The following is a 19011-nucleotide window of genomic DNA, read 5'->3' on the forward strand; positions in this document are numbered from 1 at the left end:
TATGGAAAAAGAAATGTATGCTTATAAATGTACAGCTTGTGGGAAACTTCACCATCCTAAGCATTATGTATGTAAATGCTGTGGAAATAGAGAGTTTGATGAGGTTCCACTAGGTGGAGAGGTAACTCTTGTAACCTATACAAAAGTATATAATCTCCCAGAGGGGTATATGAAACCATATATGGGTTTTGGAATTGTTAAATTCACAAATGGTCTTGTTGTGAGTGGACAACTGGAAGTAGAAAATCCTCAAATAGGAATGAAACTTATGTCAACAGTTGGAGTTGTAAAAGAAGGTATAGGAAAGGATTATTACGGATTTATTTTTAATTAACTATAGATGAATTCATGGGGACGGTTAGTAAGTTTTGTCTTTTAAAAAAGACAGCTGTTTAATTTATTACTAACTGTCCCCTTATATTTAAATATTTTCAAACAAATAACCATATTTAGTAAAAAAAATACATATATATTAATTAGGCAACTCTTTAAATTAGAGAAGTTACATACTAATATATAAGGAGAATACTGTATGGTGAAAAAAACCAACAATATGAAGGCGAAAGAAAATTCAAAGTTCCTGAAAATATCTAGAAAAACTATTTTAGCTATTCAACATTTAATTGCAATGTTTGGAGCTACAGTTTTGGTTCCCATACTAACTGGACTAGACCCATCAGTAGCATTAATTGCTGCAGGGGTAGGTACTCTTATATTCCATTTATGCACTAAGGGCAAGGTACCTGTATTTTTAGGATCTTCTTTTGCATTTATCCCCGTAATAATTACAGTAAAGGGAATGTACAATGGAGACCTGACTTATGCTCAGGGGGGGATTGTAGTAGCTGGTTTTATTTATGTAATAATGTCCATACTCATTAAAAAAGTTGGCGTTGATAAAATCAAGAATATATTGCCACCACAAGTAGTAGGTCCAATGATAATACTAATAGGACTTAATTTAATTCCAGTTGCAATTGATATGGCCAAGGTTAAAATATGGTTTGCAGCTATAACGCTAGGTACAGCACTATTAATAACCTTTAAAGGTAAAGGATTCTTTAAGCAAATATCAATTTTATCTGGTGTTGTTGTAGGATACTTAGTGTGTCTTGCAGTGGGCTATGTTGATACTTCAATAATAAGTAAAGCGGCTATAGTTGCAATACCTAACTTTACTTTCCCTAAGTTTGATATTGGTGCTATTTTAATCATTACTCCAGTGGTTCTCGCTGTTTTCATGGAGCATGTTGGTGATATAACAACTAACGGTCAGGTAGTAGGCAAAGACTTTATTAAGGACCCCGGCTTACATCGTACACTACTTGGAGATGGTTTAGCTACAATGCTTGCTGGTTTTATAGGTGGACCCGCAAATACAACCTATAGTGAAAATACAGGAGTTTTAGCACTTACAAAAAACTATGATCCATCAATTTTAAGACTTACGGCTATATTTGCAATTATTCTTGGATTTGTTGCAAAGGTTGGAGGCTTCCTAATGTCAATTCCAGTACCAGTAATGGGTGGGATAAGTTTAATGCTTTTTACTATGATTGCACTTATTGGTGTTAAAAATATGAAAACTAATATTAAAAAATATGATGCTGGAATTATTACAGTTATAGCTACGATGTTAATTATAGGTCTTGGAACAACCTATCTACAAAAATATACAGGAATTAATATAGGGATCCCTATAAATAAAGATGTTACAATTTCGGGACTCAGCCTTGCTGCAATAGTTGGAATTATATTAAATGCATTGTTAAATAGAAATAAACCATTAAAAAACAATTAAATGGGTTAAATATATTGTTTAATAAATAAGATCTTATCATCCCTCGAACCTATAGTTCGGGGGGGATTTTTAATTTAAAGGGTAAGCTTGTGAATATTAAAAAATTAATGTACAGCCTTTTGGCAGTACAATAAGGAGGCCAAAAGTGTTAAGTAAGTTTGATTATGTAAAACCACAATTGTTAATAGAAGCTTTGAATTATCTAGAGCAGAAGGATGGCACTAAAATCATGGCTGGTGGAACAGATTTAATGATTGCCCTTCGTCATAATGCAGAAATGCCCCAGCATATTCTTGATATCAAGGCTATACCTGAAACCAACCGGTTGGAATATATAAAAGATGAAGGCTTATTTATAGGTGCTTGCGTTACTGTTAATCAAGTTGCAGAATCAAAATGGATTATTGAAAAGTATCCTGCATTGGTACAAGCATCAAATTGTCTTGCTTCTTATCAACTGCGAAACCGTGCTACACTTGTAGGGAATATTTGTAATGCATCACCTGGCGCAGATCTTGCAGGTCCCCTTATGGTATATGATGCAGTGGTTCATATTGCAAGTGCAGAAGGCACTAGAACAGTTAATATCAATTCATTTTTTACTGGAGTTAAGAAGACAGTGATTAAGAGAAACGAGCTTGTTATTGGTGTATCTCTTCCAGAGGTTTCAGAAGGAGATACCAGTATATTTTTAAAACAGGCAAGAATAAAGGGACATGATCTTGCTATAGTTGGTGTATCTGCAAGAAGGACAGTAGATAAAAAAATAAAATTAGCTATCACTGCTGTGGCACCAACACCAATTAGAATAATAGAGCTTGAAGAAATCCTTAGTTCTAAGGTATTAACTGCAGGACTTGCAGATATGGCTGAAAAAGAAGTACGCAATATTATAAAGCCAATTTCTGATGTTAGGTCCTCCGCTCAGTATCGTATTCATGTATCTGGAGTTCTTGTAAAACGTGCTCTGCTACATTTATTAGAAATGGGAGGTAAATAATATGTGCGGAAACCATAATAAAGGAAACTGCTTTAGTTATATTGATTCAGGACTTGAAAAAGTGCAACTTAGTTGCAATGTAAATGGAGAAAGTGTATGCGCTCATATTGATCCTACCATGACCCTACTTAATTTTTTACGTGTGGAGTTAAAACTCTTTGGTGCAACGGAAGGCTGCGGTGAGGGTGAATGTGGAGCTTGCACAATTATAATGAATGGTTGTGCTGTAAATTCATGTATCATACTGGCTTTGGAAGCTATGGACGCAAAAATAATAACAGTAGAGGGACTTAATAAAGACGGAAAAATCTCAATACTCCAGCAAGAGTTCATAAGCCATGATGCACTTCAATGCGGTTTTTGCACTCCAGGTATGCTAATGTCTGCAAGAGCTCTTTTAGATAGAAATCCATACCCAAACGAGAAGGAGATAATAGAAGCCATTGCAGGTAATTTTTGCCGATGCACAGGGTATTTTCCCATTATAAAGGCTATTACTTCAGCTGCAAAGCTAGAAAGGGAGGAAATGATAAATGAGTGATAAAGAGTACCGCTATATTGGGAAACCTATTAATAGAGCTAAAGCACTGGAAAAAGTAACAGGACAGGCAAACTATACGGCGGACCTGGAATTTTCAGGAATGTTGTATGCTAAATGTCTTTATTCTCCCTATGCAAGAGCGGAAATTGTATCTATAGATGTAAGTGAGGCTAAAGCTTTAGCCGGTGTTAAAGCTGTTCTTATAGGTGATGACATACCTTATCTTGTGGGACTCTATATGGTTGACAAGCGCATACTTGCAAGAGGTACTGTTAGATATCAGGGAGAACCCGTTGTTGCAGTTGCTGCAGTAGATGAAAAGACAGCTGAAATTGCAGTATCTAAAATAAAAATAGAATATAAGAAGTTACCTAGCATACAAACTATTGATGAAGCATTAGAAGGCAAGATTCTTGTTCATGAAGATATAAACGACCTTGAATATATTAAAGGTGTTTTTTTTCCGCAGCCTGACTCCAACATTGCTAGTTGGAACAAGACAATAAAGGGTGATATTAAAAGTGGTTTTGAGGAGGCTGATCTTATTGTTGAAAATAAGCTAACTTTGCCTGCAGTTGCCCATGCACCTATGGAAACTCATGTTGCAATAGCCCAAGCTGACACCTATACAAACAAGGTTAAAATATGGTCCTCAACTCAATCTCCCTTTGGCGTACGAAAACTGCTTGCAAAGGCGCTTAATATATCCACTGCTGATATACAGGTAATTGTACCCTATGTTGGTGGAGGCTTTGGAGGAAAGGCAGGCATACACTTAGAACCACTGGTAACAGTTCTCTCTCGTGCATGTAAAGGCCGCCCTGTGAAGTTAACTGCAACAAGAGAAGAAGAATTTAATCAACTTCCTACAAGGGCTGGTATGCGTGGACATGTTAAAACCGGTGTAAAGAAAGATGGAAAGATTACTGCTGTTGAAATTTATTATGATTGGGACAGTGGAGCTTATGCAGATTACGGTGTAAATGTTGGGAAATCAGCAACCTATTCCGGTGCGGGCCCCTACGAGATACCTAATATTGAGCTCCACTCTAGAACACTTTATACAAACAAAGTTTTTAGCACAGCTTATAGAGGATTTGGGCATCTTGAAACACACTGGGTTATGGAACGCCAGATGGATATGGTGGCACAGAAACTTGGAATGGATCCTTATGAATTCCGAAGGGTGAATATTTTAAGGCCAGGATCTCATACAATAAGTGGTGAGGTTATAAATGAAAATTCAGGGAGGCCGGAGGAATGTCTAGTAGCTGTTGCAAAGGAAATCGGCTGGACGGGATACCAATCAGAGAAGCGACGCAAAGAAAATTTTAATACAGGGAAGATTCGTGGAAAGGGCCTTGCTTGCCTTCAGAAAGCGCCTGCTATGCCTCCTCACACTTCTACCTCTGCAATTATGCAGATGGATGATGATGGTAATATACGTATAATGATTGGCGCTATCGATATTGGCCAGGGAGCAAATACAATAATGGCCCAGATTGCAGCAGAAGTACTTGATATGCCAATAGAAAAGGTAGTAGTAATAGGGGACACTGACACAAGCAGTCATCCTTATGACTGGTCTACTGTTGCTTCAAAATATACCTTTATGGGTGGCAATGCAGTAAAAAAATGTGCAGAAAATATGCTCCAGCAAATGAAGGAAATGGCGGCGCAAGCACTCCGAACTTCAACCCAGGATCTGGCACATGGAGATGAATATATTTACCATATCCATCATAAGCATAGAAGAATAAAGTACAAGGACCTTGCACTTGGTTATGCCTTCGAAAATGGGAATGGAATAGGAGGTCCGCTTATAGCAAAGGGCACCTATATGGCTGATGGACTTACTTTTCTAGACCCAGTAACAGGACAGGGATTTCCAGCTCTTGACTGGACTTTTGGAGCTCATGGGGTGGAAATAGAGGTTGATATTGAGACAGGAGACATTCAAATTATTAAAATAGCATCTGCTTTTGATATAGGCCAGGCTATAAACAAGAAGCTTGTTGAAGGTCAGATTATGGGAGGAGTACTCCAGGGAATTGGATCTGCAATAGTTGAAGGCTATAAGTTTAGTCCAGAGGGAAGGCTTATGAATCCTTCTTTTACAGACAATAAAATACCTACAGCAAAGGATATTCCAATAGAGATTATTCCTATTTTAATTGAAAATCCTCAACCAGATGGTCCGTTTGGTGCAAGAGGGATTGGTGAACACCCTATGATTTCAGTGCCATCTGCTATTGGAAATGCACTTTATGATGCGCTGGGTATTAATTTCTACAAACTACCTCTCTCTCCTGAAAATGTTGCACTTGCCATTGCAAAAGAACTGGGAAAGTAAAATCAGGGATGGTGTAAAAATGCCAGAGAGTTTTTTAAAGATAAAGTCTTATACTAAGAGCGTATCTGCCATTATTTTAGCAGGGGGATATTCCATGAGAATGAAGCAGTTTAAGCCGCTTCTTCCTTTGGGAGATTCAACTGTTATAGAAAATACCGTCAATGTATTCAGAAATTCTGGAGTGTGCGACATTACGGTAGTTATAGGATTTCAAGCAAATGATTTAAGAAATTTACTGGACAGTATGGGAGTAAAGTGGGTATATAACCAGAATTATAAGGAGGGAATGTATTCATCAATTGTAGCAGGAGTACGTTCATTGCCAGATAATACAAAGGGATTCTTCCTTCTTCCGGCGGATATGCCACTTATAGAGAAGGAGACAATTGAAGAGCTGTTAAAGGTATATAATAGCAAAGAGTATGATATTATATATCCTGAATATAAGGGGAAGCGTGGCCATCCTCCATTGATTTCATCTAGACTCTTCCCTGCAATTAAAAACTGGGATGGTTGTGGAGGTCTGCGAGTTTTACTTTCACAATATCAGAAGGTTGCAACCCAGGTGGAAGTTATGGATGAAAATATCTTAAATGATATGGACACACCTGAAGATTATATAAATTTATGTAAATTATATAGAAAATTTCAGCAAAAGGCTGTTAGGGAGTAAAAAATTGTGATGCCAGATATATTATTTAACTTAAGCATTTTTAAAGTGCATAAGTTGTAATTATGTGCCTGGTATTTTGAGGTAGAGTTGTATTTCAGTGAGGGCAATGAAAGCATAAGCTTTATTTGGCAGAAACATAGACAAGATAAAGGAGAAATATGGGGATAAATATTAGGCGATTTATGTAGATATGCGTGATATAATAATAGTATTATAGAAGCAAGTTCTCTAGCTTCAAAAAGGGGGAAGTACCGTGACAGAAACTTTTATACCTAAAAGCAAGGAAGAAGCCCTAGGGCTCTTAAATCAAAAAAAACACATAATTTTAGCGGGTGGCACTAACTTAATGGTAAAAACAAAGAAATGGTCTGCGGGAATGTCTGAATTTGAAAGTGATATTGTGCTCATAAAGCATTTGCAAGAACTTAAAAATATTGGAATAAATAATAGATATTTATCCATTGGAGCTGCTTGTACATTTGCTGAATTAGAAGAAACTATATTATTACGGAACTACTTTAGTGAAATAATATCAGCTATAGCATCTCCAGCTATTAGAAATGCTGCTACTATAGGAGGAAATATATGCAATGTGGCATCAGAAGGAGATATATTACCCCTTTTATATGCCTTAGACGCTATATTAATAATAGAGTCCTTAAGTGGAACAAGAGAAATAGCAATAGAGGATTTTATTTTGGGGCCGGGTAAAAAGGATTTAAGAGCAGAGGAACTTCTAGTGGAAATTAGAATTCCTACAAATATGTTAAAATCATTTTATTATAAGAAAGTAGGCACAAAAAGATCTAATTCGCTTGCAAAAGCATCTTTTATTGGGTTTTATATATTGGAACATGAGAGAATTGTGGATGTAAGAATGGCATTTGGAGCAGTAGGAGCCAGGGTTTTAAGGTCTAGAGAACTTGAGGATAGACTTAAAGGGCTTAATAAGGCAGAAATGGAAAGTATTCTAAAAGATTTAGAGCAAGAGTATATTAAAAGTATAGTACCTATTGATGATAAGAAGTTTACAACTGAGGATAGAAAAGAAATCTATTTGAAGTTGATGAGTGAATTTCTGGGGAGTATTTATGATAGTAATTTAACAAAAGAATAGAGCGAAAGTGCCACCCACATGCCATTTGCCATGTGGGTGGCACTGTTTTTTTAGAAAATCTAAGTAAATGAGACAATTTAATATCTATAAAAATATGATTATCGTTTACTAAGACCTATTCTTCTGTGTTTCGCTTTTGACTGATACATGAAAAAATGTTATACCTAACTAGGCTGGTTGTTATTATTATGAGGTGCATAAGTAACTATTAGTGGATTATTTTTAAGATTTACATAGGGAGTGATAGATTTTGGTTGCGGATAAACTGTTTTATAAAGCTTTATTAAAAAACATGTTTTCTGATTCATTTGGAATTGTGTTTTGGGATGGCAGTGAAGAAAACTACGGTGAAGGTGAGGCTAAATTTAAGATTATTTTTAATGAGCCAATACCAAAAGGTGATATTATAAATGATCCATCAATAGCCTTAGGAGAAGCATATATGACTAGAAAAATAGATGTAGAAGGTAGTCTGCAGTCTGTTATAGAATCCTTATATAATAATAAGGAAAGTTTTTTGAGAAAAAGTGAGATGTATCAAAAACTAATTAAAATAGTAAAAAATACTGTGAAAAAAAGCAAAGATAACATACAATTTCATTATGATATTGGTAATGATTTCTATAAATTATGGTTAGATGATAATATGACCTATTCTTGCGGATATTTTGAAAATGATACAGATTCTTTAAATCAAGCTCAAAAGAACAAAATAAATTACATTTTAAGAAAATTAAACTTAAAGCAAGGTCAAAGCTTACTTGATATAGGTTGTGGATGGGGTGAACTAATAATTTCAGCAGCTAAACAATATAAAGTGAAGGCTACTGGAATTACCTTAAGTTCAGAACAACTTCAAAAGGCTAATGAAAGAATAAAAGCGGAAGGATTAGAGGAGCTAGTTCAGGTTCGGCTTGTAGATTATAGAGAATTGAAGAATATGAGTTTTGATAGAATAGTTAGCATAGGAATGCTGGAGCATGTAGGAAAAGAAAATTTGCCTGAATACTTTAATATAGTAAATAATCTTCTAAAGGAAAAAGGTCTTTCTTTACTTCATTGTATAACAGGAGTAAATGAAAGCGGTACAAACACATGGATAGATAAATATATTTTTCCTGGTGGAAATATACCTGGAATTAAAAACATAATTACTTATATAGCAGAACGAAAATTTGAATTAATAGATATAGAAAATCTTAGAAGACACTATGGAAAAACATTAGAACATTGGGCTGAAAACTTTGAGAATGCTCTTCCTATAATAGAAAAGAGTAAAGATGAAACATTTATAAGAATGTGGAGACTATACTTAAGTTCTTGTGCAGCATCTTTTAATTGTGGTAATATAAATCTTCACCAAATATTATTTGCAAAAGGTGTAAATAATGATTTGCCTTGCACAAGAGAATATATGTATAAATAGGTAATTGTTTTATGATATTTAATAATAAAATCAAATAGATAGATTTTTTCATTTTGTATGTGTCAATATTATATAAGAAGTAGGTGAAATAATGAAGTATTTAAGACAATTAATGATTATTTTGATTCCATATATTATTGGAACCGTATTACAGTTAATATTTAATTTTCCAATTCCAGGATCAGTAATTGGACTTATTTTATTGTTTTTAGGATTACAAATAGGAATAATTAAAGTTGAAATGATAGAAGAACTTTGTGAGTTTCTTTTATCAAATATGTCTTTTTTCTTTATTCCTGCTGGAGTAGGTCTAATGACAGCCTTCGGGGTGTTAAAAGGAAAATGGATACCATTTATCATTATAGTTGTTATTTCCACGTGTTTAGTTTGGATTGTAACAGCATTTGTAGTTAAAATTTTGAGGAGTGGACGTAAATATGAATGATTTAATTACTTCACCAGTTTTTGGTGTGCTAATATCCCTTATTGCTTATGAAATTGGAATTTATATAAAGAAAAAAGGAAAACTTCCAATTTTTAATCCACTTTTAATAGCAATTATTATATTAATAGTTTTCCTTACAAAATTTCATATTAAATATGAAGACTATAATAACGGAGGGCAAATAATCTCGTTTTTCTTATTTCCGGCTACCGTGGCATTAGCTTTGCCTATGTATAAGAAATTCTCATTATTCAAAGAAAATGCTATTCCAATACTTATTGGGATTTTTAGTGGTGCTATTGTGGGTTTTGTATGTGTAGTGTTTCTTTCAAAATTATTTGGGCTTGATCATGTACTTATTGAATCTTTGATACCAAAGTCTATAACAACACCTATAGGAATAGCTTTATCAAAGCAGTTAGGTGGACTTCCATCAATTACTGTTGTAGCTATAATAATGACAGGAATTATAGGCTCTATTATGGGTCCGTTTTTATATAGTATTTTTAAAATTAAAGATAAGGTTGCCTTAGGAATTGCTATGGGAGCTTCTGCTCATGCGCTTGGGACAGCAAGGGCTATGGAAATAGGGGAAACTGAGGGGGCAATGAGTGGCTTAACTATGGCTATTTCAGGAATTGTTGCTGTTCTTTTATACCCGGTTTTGTGGAAAACATTTCTTGCATTCTTAAAATAATTTATTTAATATACTATATTTTAAGCGGCAATTAAATTGTGCCTACAAACATAATATATATTTGATAAGGAGGTATTTTTATGGAAAAAAATGAAAATAAAGGGCCACTAAATAAATTGTTTGATTCAATAGACAATCTATTATCTGATGAGAAGGAGCAAAAATTAAGAAGTAAATTGGGAAAAGAGATACGCAAGTCTATTTTTACAGATGACATAATTGTTAAACTTAATGAGAATGATTTTACAGGGTTGGTTGAACAAGAAGAAGAATTAGTAGTGCTTTTTTCTATGATATTTCCTCTATTTGTTGAAAAGAATGATGTTATATTTAGGCTATATAAGCATAAAATTGAAGTTGATTTATCAGATAAAATGAGTGATAGATATATTTACATGTTTTCAGATGGGAGACTTACATCAGGTTTATTTGAGTGTTTTAAGCTTTATGATGACGAATATATTTATGGACTAAAAAAGATAATAAATATCATCCCAAGTTTTAGAGAAACTATACTAGAGGAGCTAATAAATTTAGATAAAAATGAAAAGCTACATAAACAAAAGATGGGAAGTTATAAGGATAGAGAAGTAAAAGCTAAGCGAAATTTCAATGAATTATTAGATAACTTAAATAAAGTTAAGTAAATGTGTATAAATATTATTTATAGAAGTTTTTTGTGGATAAATAATTAAATAGTGAATTTTAAAAATGGACAGTAATGATGCAGAATATTTTGCATCATTATTGTCCATTTGTTTTAAAAGACTATGTTAAAGTAATCTCATCGGTATAAAGCAAAGATTTTGATAATAGCTTGCCATTCTCATAGGTAACTCTAAACACATTTACTTTGTCTCCCACCACTTCATTAACAACCTCATACTTTTTATTATTGAGGCTTGAATTTGAATACACATTAAATGTTACAGTTTTGTCTTGTACTATAGATTCTATATATATTGGGTAAGAATATGTATTTTTAAACCTATAATCCAAAAGTCCGTAAGCAACTGTAGCATCTAATCCTTGACCAATATAGGAAGAACGTAAAGTGTGAGGATACCTTTCCACGGAAGCTATTTTAGTTCTTAAAATAGCATTATAAAGTGTAGTTGACACTTGGCACACTCCACCACCTATGTCATCTACAATTTTATTATCTATAATTCCTTTTGCAGTTTTATATCCTCTTTCAATAGACCGTTCACCCACTTCATCATTAAAGCTGAAAACATCACCTGGCATAAGAATTTTTCCATCTATAGCCTTTGAAGCTACTCTAATATTTTCTGAGCGATTTTCACCTGAATTCACAAAGTCAGTTGTAACGGTAGATATTATAGTATTTATACCTTTTAAATCATTTTCTTTAATATTGGGTTCGATTTTTTTTAATTCAGATTGGACTACTAAAGTTTGTTCTTGTTCAATATTATTAATTTTGTTAACTACAGCTTGTTTTAAAATTGCATAATCAACTGTATAGCCATATTCCTCTTTAGTTATAATCAATTGATCAGAATTGTTTTTTACTAGAGCTGCATCTGTTAGCTTCTTACTATTCTCTTTAATAATCTCTTTAATAACTGTATCTACAATAGCATAATTGTAAGTATGCTTAAGCTTAAAAACTTTCTTACCATGTGACTTTATAGCAAAATATTTTTTAAATATATTATCTTTTCTGCCAATATCATAGGCACTATCAAGTACTTTGATATAATTATATTTCATATCAAGTTTTGATGTATTAATAGTATATTGTTTATTATTAACTTTTATTGTTATATTTTTTTGCGCAATGAGTTTATTGTGATTTTCAATAATAGCCTTTTTTGCTTCAGCAATTGTCTTTCCGCCTACATATATATTTTCTACCCATACCTTTGGATATATTTTTAATTTGTATTTTCTTATGCTAGAATACATACTAATTCCCTGTATACATAATAGAATTCCAAGTATAATAAATACTGGTTTTTTTCTTTTTTTCTTTTTTTTCTCTGTTTTTGCAATAGTATTTGACAACATTGTTGGTGCACCTCTTCTTATGATTAATAATAAATATAGTATATATGTATAATAATAAAACTATTGTAGATGTTTTACAATAGCATTATTATTATAATTCAACATTTTTCTAACAAATATTCAATGATAACTATTACATTTTATTATTTTTTATTTTATAGTTCAATATTTTCAAATACTCCTTTGCCGAGAAATATTATTATACTGCTAAATATAAGGTTATAGGTTATAAATGCAATGTAGGATAGGAACATTCCCACAGAAGCATATAATGCTATCAGAAGAACTATACCAGGCGCTATTATTAGAATTAAGATTGCCATTCTTATAAGGGATGTAAATACTATGTTATTACCACTACCTAAAATCCTTCTAGTGAGAATTCCACCATAGATGAAAAGAGAACCTATGGATACAAAGGCTAATATATTAAGAAAAATAAGAAGTATACTACTTTTAAATAATAATCCTGTTATTACAAACACGATAGTTCCATCAATAAGGTTTTTAAAATTATCTACTAAAGTTGCATAGATAACTTTCTTAAAGGCATGGGCTGGTAGCATATAAATATATGGGTTTGATAAATCCTTTTGCCACTTGCTAGCAAAGGTAAAAATCAATTGAAGGTATATCATACCACCTAAGATCAATGTTAAATCCTTTTTAGGGCTAAATAATCCAGCAGTTATGGCTATAACTCCGTAAATAATAGACCCTATGTTTATAAATGCAAAACCAGTCTTTTTATACTCTAATACTTGTCTCCAAAATATAGCAGAGGCAAACTTTCCTTTTTTAGTGTACTTAACTTTTCTTACTCTAGTTTTTTTGCCAGTTTGCATAAATGCTTTTTCACCACGACGGGTGGCGGAGATAGCTGTTTCTTTTAGCTGGGTTGAATCTAACACATCTTCATAATAGTCAAGTTTCATAGAGTAAATTATATAACTGCAAAGACAGCCAGAGGCAACAATCACAGCTAAATAAATAAAGAATGTTGGATGTATACCATTCATTGAAGACATTATAATCGACCTTACCCAGCCGTACACAGGAATATAAGAAATAGCCGGAATATTTAGTAAGGATATAATAGCCTTACTTGGTGACCTAGTTATATTCAATTGTATAAAGTAGCCTATAATTACAACTGCTCCTAAAATTTTAAAAATATTTTTAAGCATAACTTTATTTCTTTCACTTTTAGAACCTATTGAATATAATAATATCTTTAGTATAGAGTTAAAAATGAGCATAAGGAATAAGCCAAATATGATTATTATAAGTCCATGAGGCTTGATATTACTAAAAGCATAAAGGAAAGGTCCTTGAAATATAAGAAAAAATACTGCTATAAATGAAGTATATATTTGTTTTAAAAATCCGTATATTAAAACTTTTTGAGGACTAGTGGGGGAGGTGAATACTAAATTTATATCTGCACTACGAAAAAAAGTGGCTCCTTTATTTATTGATGAGTAAAGGTCCGGTGCGGTGAAAAGTAAAATAACAACTCCTACAATAGTATTGAATAATGCGGGATCTAGAATCTTTTGCTGGGTGCTATCACTTTTATTAAAAATAAGGCTTAGAGATAAAAATCCAAGAAATACAATATAGCCAATTAGCTTTGAGGGCTTTCTCTTTAGTTCTAATAAGCCATTTTTTATGGATTTTTTTAGTATATAGATTAGTGGCTTCATAGTGTACCCTCCGTGGCTTCAAAGAATAACTCTTCTAGACTCTCATTCCTATTCATAAGCTCTTTTTTGGTTCCGGAAAGAACAATATTTCCAGTTTTCATTATCAATACCTTGTCCCAAATTTCATCAACACTGTCTATTATGTGCGTACTTATTAAAATAGCAGAGCCATTTTCTTTAAGTTCTATAAGTGCTTTTTTTAGTTCTTTTATTGCTTTAGGATCTAGTCCCATTAAGGGTTCATCAAATAATATTACCTTGGGCCTTGTTATTAAGGCGCAACAAATACTTACCTTTTGCATCATCCCCTTGGACAGTTCTTTCCCAAGTTTAGCTCTTTTATCACTTAAATCAAATCTTTCAAGTAATTCTTCAGCTTGCTCTTTATAGTCTTCTATTCCATAAGCTGCAGCCATATATTCTATATGTTCATAAACTGTGAGTAAATCAAACATAGCTGGAACTTCTGGAACATAGGAAAATAACCTTTTTGCCTCAACACTTTTATTTTTGTGACCAAAGATTTCAATATATCCATCATATTTTAATAGTCCAGTAATGCATTTTATTGTGGTGCTTTTTCCAGCACCATTTGGACCTAAAAGAATAGCAATTTCACCTTCATTAACTTGAAAGCTAATATTATTTACAACTAATTCTTTAGAATACTTTTTACTTAGATTTTGAACCATAAGCATAGTTTGATCTCCTTTAATAGATAAATTTGTTATATGTATTGTTAGCTCACATTATATGATTTTTTTAGTTTAATACAAGGATAAATGCACAAAACACCTGTTTAATAGCATGAAAAGAAATTTAATCATTAACACTGCCTTTTATGTTCTTTATTCTGTTTTTCGTGGAGAAGCTACTCTTCCTAAAAGGTTGCTTAAATGATATTTTAAAAACAGTGTAATTATCTTCAAAAAATAGCTGAATATCACTTCCTGTTTTTTCAACTATTTTTTTTATATTGTAAAGACCATAGCCTCTATTTTTTCCTGTTTTAGTAGAAAATCCGCTTTCAAAGATATTTCCAATATTAGCTGGTTTTATTGTCATTCCACTATTTTTAACCTCTAGAATATTACTATTTCCTTTTGTAAAGATGTTTAATATAACTATCTTATCATTGGTATCATTTCTAATTGCATCAAAAGCATTATCCAAGAGATTATTTAGTATATCAGAGATTTCATAATCATTTAAACTATGCTCTAATGAATTATTTGTCACATTAAATAACAATTTTATATTTAATCTATCAGCTTCAGACATTTTATTATATATTATAGCTTTAATTATAATATTATCTATATATAGAATATCTTCTATAAGGCTAGTTGAACATTTCAATGAACTTATATACTTCTTTAATTCATGCTTAACTTCTTTTTCACTTGCTACTTCTACTATTGCATTTATGGTATTTAAATGGTTTTTAAAATCATGTTGTTTTCGCCTTATATCCTCCACTATATCAATTAATATAGGAGAATACTTATTTTGTACTTCTAAAACCTTTTTATCCTGACTTACTTTAATGAAATAATAATATAAAAATATATTTGTGGATAACATAAATATTACGTTGAAAATATGTATTAGCAAATTATCAAATATTAAGTTTTTATTGTATTCTAATATAAACTTAGAGAATAATGTGTATAAACCTAAATTGATTACAAAATAATATAATATCTTAGACTCTAATTCCAGAGAATTCTTTATTTTTTCAGCAAAATTGCATCTTAATATAACAATGACAAAAGCTAATTCAATAAAAAGAAGAGTAATATTCATTATAAATTTATCTGAATATGTAAATCCAACTAAAGTTACCAAAGCAATAAGAATTGTTTGCAACACCATATTTACAGAAAAGAATATAATAAATTCTAATGTGGTTTTGATAAGCAGTTTTTTATAAGTGAATTTAATTAAAAGTATTATACTGGTGAAAGAAATAAGTACACTTAAGTAAACATTTGTACTAATTGTTGCCATGGATATCATAGAGACTACTAAAATTATAAAGATATTTTTAAGCCAATTGTTTTCATCTTTTAAAGAAAACTTTGACCATAATACCATAAATACAGTTAATTCTATAGAGTTAATTGAAAGCTGTTGTAGGATATGTATCATTTATTCAGCTCCTTGTATGACAAATTTAATTTGATATGATTATTGAAATTTTTCCATTATTGCATTTTTAAATTTGTAACCTAAAAGAGCATTTTTATCATAATTTTCAAAGTAAATTTCGCTTAATTTACTATCTATATGTTGTATTTTCCTTATATAATTAATATTAACAGCAAAGGATTTGTGGCACTGAAGTATATTTTCACAATTTATAAACTTAATAATGTTCTTTAGAGCTAAATTATTTATTTTATAAACACCATTTACTGTATGAATAAGACATATTCGAAGGGTTACTTCTATAAAAATTATCTCATCAACAAATACCTTTACCTTAATACCTTTTTTAACTTCAAAAACTGTATAGCACTTATCCTTTTGAGTTTCCACTATATTATTACCATTTAATATGTATCGTTTTGTCATATTCATTAAATCATCTATATCGTAGGGCTTTAGGATATAATCATAACAATGTACTTGTTTAAATGCTTGATTTATATATTCAATATGAGTTGTTAAAAAGATAATTAAACTAAACTCATATCTTGGTATTTGTCGTAGTTCTATTGCAAAATCTAATCCTGAAGAAGTTTTTAGTGAAATATCCACATAAAATATATCTATATTATTCACATTTGCAATGATTAGAGCCTCATTTTTATCTTCACATTCATATATATTTATAATTTTATCTATTTGCTGTACCATTTTCTTTAAACATTTTCTTTGAAGCTTATCATCCTCGATTATTAGCACATTCATCCGCATTTCCCCCTATTCGCTAATCAGCAAAATGCTACTTTTAGCTAGTACACAAAATATTTTATATTTTGACAATGAAAGGATGTATATCTTATTTATTGTAATTACTTGGTTTGATTTTACTATATATTACCTATGCATTCAAGTTTTTATAATATATTATTCCGATTATGACTGTTTTTTTGCTTTTCATACGTAATTGCTTACATAGTTTATATTTTGTGTTATTTTTTATAGATTGGGTCAAAAATATTTATAGGAAAATTCATGCTTATGGTATTTTTATATAAATTAAAATATTAATTTTGGAGGTATATTATGACTGATGATGTATTAAAAATTGAAAAGTTAAAAAAAGTAATTGGTAAGCGTACAATAGTTTCAGATATTTCCATTGAACTAAAAAAAGGAGAAATATTTGGGTTTTTAGGACCTAATGGGGCTGGTAAATCCACTACTATTAAGATGATTGTGGGCATGTCAAAAATTACTGAGGGAAATATCTATGTTGGGGGATGCTCAGTAAAAGAGGATTTTAAAGGAGCAATGCGCAACATTGGTTGCATAGTTGAAAATCCGGATATGTATAAGTACATGTCTGGCATGGATAATCTTAAAATGTTTGCAAAAATATACAAAGGGGTAGACGCGACGCGAATCCATGAAGTAGTGAAAATTGTGGATCTTGAGAGAGCCATAAATGACAAGGTGAAGACGTACTCTCTAGGTATGAAGCAACGTCTAGGAATTGGCCAAGCACTACTTCATAGTCCTAAACTTCTTATACTTGATGAACCTACAAATGGTCTAGATCCAGCAGGAATTAAGCAGATGCGTGAACTGCTTCGAAAGCTGGCATCAGAAACTGGTCTTACAGTGCTTATTTCTAGTCATATTTTAGGTGAAATGCAGCAGATGTGTGACCGTGTTGGTATAATTAGTAAAGGGAAAATTATAACCATAAAATCCGTTGAAGAACTTCTTAACATGACGCAGAAGGATGATAAAACAGTTTTAATATTAAAAACTGATGATAATGACAAGGCAGTTTCACTTTTAACAGCCGTGAACATAAATTGTAGTATCCTGGGTGATGGGGTACATATTGAAACAACCAAGGAGCGTGTTCCTGAAATAGTTAAAATCATATCTTCAGCAGGTATACCTATTTTGGGTATGGATAAACAAGAGAGTCAATCACTTGAAGATGTATTTATGAAGCTTACAGGGGAGGGAAAATAATATGGGTAGTTTTTTTACACTTGTTTCAATAGAAAATACAAAGTTATGGAAAAGACTTTCTACAAAAATAATGTTAATAATAATGATTGTAATTATAATTGCAGCAACTGGTATTGTGAAATATTACGATGCATCTCACAAGGCTACAAATACTGTTAGTGTTTCTGATAATTGGAAACAAGAGTTACAGCAAAATGTTGAATTACAAAAAATTCAGCTAAAACAAGTTGAAAATGGTACAAATAAAGTGTTAAAAGTATCTATAGGATCAATAAAAAAGAGTATAGCAGAAGATGAATATAGAATTAATAACAATATCAAGCCAGAATCTCAAAACAGCATTTGGAAAAGGGTAATGGAATTTGATACAAATGCTCGTTATAGTTTAATCATTGCACTTTTGCTAATAATATCATGTTCAGCATTAGTTGCAGGAGAGTTTTCAGAGGGCACAATGAAAATGATGGTATCGCGTCCTTACACGCGGTCTGAGATTCTTACTGCAAAACTAATTGCAACAATACTTTACGGTCTAGTACTTTTGTTAACAACGTTTTTGTTAAACTTTATATTAATGGGTATATTTTATGGCTTTAATGGTATAGGAGCTAAGGAAATGATGTGGACAACTAATAAAATAATATATATACCTGCCGTATTAAAAACAATTATTATTTTCGGCCTTGATTTTCTTAATGTGCTTGTTTATGTAATTGTAGCTTTTGTAATTTCAGCAATATCACGTTCTCGTTCAATTGCAACTGGATTTTCACTATTTTTGCTTTTAGCAGGTAGTGGTATGATACAAATGTTAGCTATATTTTTCAGCTGGGGTAAATATCTTCCATTTGGAACTTCTGATTTTTCTAGTGTTGTTAATACAGGAGCATGCATTGAGGGAACAACACTTGCTTTTTCTATTGGAATAGCGGCTATATATTCTATAATATTCTGCTTTGCAGGTTATTTTGCATTTCAAAAACGGGATATTTAAATCATATATTTTAATAACTAGGAAACATAAGACCAGCCATTAAAATGGCTGGTCTTATGTTGTTTA

The 19011-nt window shown here is 31.7% G+C and carries 18 protein-coding genes; 13 read left to right on the top strand and 5 right to left on the bottom strand.

Going from position 1 to position 19011, the window contains the following annotated elements; translation table 11 throughout:
* Position 1: 1 nt before the first annotated feature.
* The 11 genes from ACREV6_RS16630 to ACREV6_RS16680 all read left to right on the top strand — a co-directional run bounded on the left by ACREV6_RS16630 (position 2) and on the right by ACREV6_RS16680 (position 10700).
* Positions 2 to 334 (top strand): Zn-ribbon domain-containing OB-fold protein, encoded by a 333-nt coding sequence (locus tag ACREV6_RS16630; protein WP_431579160.1) that lies wholly within the window; start codon positions 2 to 4, stop codon positions 332 to 334.
* Between the two features lie 198 nt (positions 335 to 532).
* Complete coding sequence (locus ACREV6_RS16635) at positions 533 to 1801, top strand: uracil-xanthine permease family protein (protein WP_431579161.1); 1269 nt, start codon at positions 533 to 535, stop codon at positions 1799 to 1801.
* Between the two features lie 145 nt (positions 1802 to 1946).
* On the top strand, positions 1947 to 2801 hold the full coding sequence (locus ACREV6_RS16640) for an FAD binding domain-containing protein (protein WP_431579162.1): 855 nt from the start codon (positions 1947 to 1949) through the stop codon (positions 2799 to 2801).
* Between the two features lies 1 nt (position 2802).
* A complete protein-coding gene (locus ACREV6_RS16645) occupies positions 2803 to 3342 on the top strand; it encodes a (2Fe-2S)-binding protein (RefSeq protein WP_431579163.1) in 540 nt (179 codons plus the stop codon).
* Positions 3335 to 5695, top strand: a complete 2361-nt coding sequence (locus tag ACREV6_RS16650) for a xanthine dehydrogenase family protein molybdopterin-binding subunit (protein WP_431579164.1) — start codon at positions 3335 to 3337, stop codon at positions 5693 to 5695. The genes ACREV6_RS16645 and ACREV6_RS16650 overlap by 8 nt, the downstream gene beginning before the upstream one ends.
* Positions 5673 to 6368, top strand: a complete 696-nt coding sequence (locus tag ACREV6_RS16655; RefSeq protein WP_431579165.1) for a nucleotidyltransferase family protein — start codon at positions 5673 to 5675, stop codon at positions 6366 to 6368. The genes ACREV6_RS16650 and ACREV6_RS16655 overlap by 23 nt, the downstream gene beginning before the upstream one ends.
* A gap of 253 nt (positions 6369 to 6621) precedes the next feature.
* A complete protein-coding gene (locus tag ACREV6_RS16660) occupies positions 6622 to 7485 on the top strand; it encodes an FAD binding domain-containing protein (protein WP_431579166.1) in 864 nt (287 codons plus the stop codon).
* A 250-nt stretch (positions 7486 to 7735) separates the two neighbouring features.
* A complete protein-coding gene (locus ACREV6_RS16665; RefSeq protein ID WP_431579167.1) occupies positions 7736 to 8911 on the top strand; it encodes a class I SAM-dependent methyltransferase in 1176 nt (391 codons plus the stop codon).
* A gap of 91 nt (positions 8912 to 9002) precedes the next feature.
* Positions 9003 to 9356: a CidA/LrgA family protein gene (locus ACREV6_RS16670; RefSeq protein ID WP_431579168.1), complete on the top strand. Its 354-nt coding sequence runs from the start codon at positions 9003 to 9005 to the stop codon at positions 9354 to 9356.
* Positions 9349 to 10053, top strand: coding sequence for an LrgB family protein (locus tag ACREV6_RS16675; RefSeq protein ID WP_431579169.1), 705 nt, complete (start codon positions 9349 to 9351; stop codon positions 10051 to 10053). The genes ACREV6_RS16670 and ACREV6_RS16675 overlap by 8 nt, the downstream gene beginning before the upstream one ends.
* Before the next feature lie 80 nt (positions 10054 to 10133).
* Positions 10134 to 10700: a hypothetical protein gene (locus ACREV6_RS16680; RefSeq protein WP_431579170.1), complete on the top strand. Its 567-nt coding sequence runs from the start codon at positions 10134 to 10136 to the stop codon at positions 10698 to 10700.
* A gap of 121 nt (positions 10701 to 10821) precedes the next feature.
* Here ACREV6_RS16680 and ACREV6_RS16685 read toward each other — a convergent pair whose 3' ends face one another.
* The 5 genes from ACREV6_RS16685 to ACREV6_RS16705 form a co-directional block, all read right to left on the bottom strand.
* Positions 10822 to 12087, bottom strand: coding sequence for a VanW family protein (locus tag ACREV6_RS16685; RefSeq protein WP_431579171.1), 1266 nt, complete (start codon positions 12085 to 12087; stop codon positions 10822 to 10824).
* A gap of 155 nt (positions 12088 to 12242) precedes the next feature.
* The gene (locus ACREV6_RS16690; protein ID WP_431579172.1) at positions 12243 to 13793 is read right to left on the bottom strand and encodes a putative ABC exporter domain-containing protein; all 1551 of its coding nucleotides are present in this window, start codon (positions 13791 to 13793) and stop codon (positions 12243 to 12245) included.
* Complete coding sequence (locus ACREV6_RS16695) at positions 13790 to 14491, bottom strand: ABC transporter ATP-binding protein (protein ID WP_431579173.1); 702 nt, start codon at positions 14489 to 14491, stop codon at positions 13790 to 13792. Before ACREV6_RS16695 ends, ACREV6_RS16690 begins: the two co-directional genes overlap by 4 nt.
* 121 nt (positions 14492 to 14612) lie before the next feature.
* On the bottom strand, positions 14613 to 15944 hold the full coding sequence (locus tag ACREV6_RS16700) for a sensor histidine kinase (protein WP_431579174.1): 1332 nt from the start codon (positions 15942 to 15944) through the stop codon (positions 14613 to 14615).
* A gap of 39 nt (positions 15945 to 15983) precedes the next feature.
* Positions 15984 to 16709, bottom strand: a complete 726-nt coding sequence (locus ACREV6_RS16705; protein ID WP_431579175.1) for a LytR/AlgR family response regulator transcription factor — start codon at positions 16707 to 16709, stop codon at positions 15984 to 15986.
* Positions 16710 to 17027: 318 nt separating this feature from the next.
* Between ACREV6_RS16705 and ACREV6_RS16710 the strand changes: the two genes are divergently transcribed.
* Complete coding sequence (locus tag ACREV6_RS16710) at positions 17028 to 17951, top strand: ABC transporter ATP-binding protein (protein WP_431579176.1); 924 nt, start codon at positions 17028 to 17030, stop codon at positions 17949 to 17951.
* Position 17952: 1 nt separating this feature from the next.
* A complete protein-coding gene (locus tag ACREV6_RS16715; RefSeq protein WP_431579177.1) occupies positions 17953 to 18945 on the top strand; it encodes an ABC transporter permease in 993 nt (330 codons plus the stop codon).
* Positions 18946 to 19011: the final 66 nt, after the last annotated feature.

It is taken from the genome of Clostridium sp. (assembly GCF_050717515.1).
In the GTDB taxonomy this organism is placed as follows: domain Bacteria; phylum Bacillota; class Clostridia; order Clostridiales; family Clostridiaceae; genus Clostridium_AD.

Bases quoted from the DNA above. Each gene is read 5' to 3' on its own strand.
- ACREV6_RS16630 (WP_431579160.1), top strand. From the start codon at position 2: ATGGAAAAAGAAATGTATGCTTATAAATGTACAGCTTGTGGGAAACTT.
- ACREV6_RS16635 (WP_431579161.1), top strand. From the start codon at position 533: ATGGTGAAAAAAACCAACAATATGAAGGCGAAAGAAAATTCAAAGTTC.
- ACREV6_RS16645 (WP_431579163.1), top strand. From the start codon at position 2,803: ATGTGCGGAAACCATAATAAAGGAAACTGCTTTAGTTATATTGATTCA.
- ACREV6_RS16650 (WP_431579164.1), top strand. From the start codon at position 3,335: ATGAGTGATAAAGAGTACCGCTATATTGGGAAACCTATTAATAGAGCT.
- ACREV6_RS16670 (WP_431579168.1), top strand. From the start codon at position 9,003: ATGAAGTATTTAAGACAATTAATGATTATTTTGATTCCATATATTATT.
- ACREV6_RS16675 (WP_431579169.1), top strand. From the start codon at position 9,349: ATGAATGATTTAATTACTTCACCAGTTTTTGGTGTGCTAATATCCCTT.
- ACREV6_RS16680 (WP_431579170.1), top strand. From the start codon at position 10,134: ATGGAAAAAAATGAAAATAAAGGGCCACTAAATAAATTGTTTGATTCA.
- ACREV6_RS16685 (WP_431579171.1), bottom strand. From the start codon at position 12,087: ATGTTGTCAAATACTATTGCAAAAACAGAGAAAAAAAAGAAAAAAAGA.
- ACREV6_RS16690 (WP_431579172.1), bottom strand. From the start codon at position 13,793: ATGAAGCCACTAATCTATATACTAAAAAAATCCATAAAAAATGGCTTA.
- ACREV6_RS16695 (WP_431579173.1), bottom strand. From the start codon at position 14,491: ATGCTTATGGTTCAAAATCTAAGTAAAAAGTATTCTAAAGAATTAGTT.
- ACREV6_RS16700 (WP_431579174.1), bottom strand. From the start codon at position 15,944: ATGATACATATCCTACAACAGCTTTCAATTAACTCTATAGAATTAACT.
- ACREV6_RS16705 (WP_431579175.1), bottom strand. From the start codon at position 16,709: ATGAATGTGCTAATAATCGAGGATGATAAGCTTCAAAGAAAATGTTTA.
- ACREV6_RS16710 (WP_431579176.1), top strand. From the start codon at position 17,028: ATGACTGATGATGTATTAAAAATTGAAAAGTTAAAAAAAGTAATTGGT.
- ACREV6_RS16715 (WP_431579177.1), top strand. From the start codon at position 17,953: ATGGGTAGTTTTTTTACACTTGTTTCAATAGAAAATACAAAGTTATGG.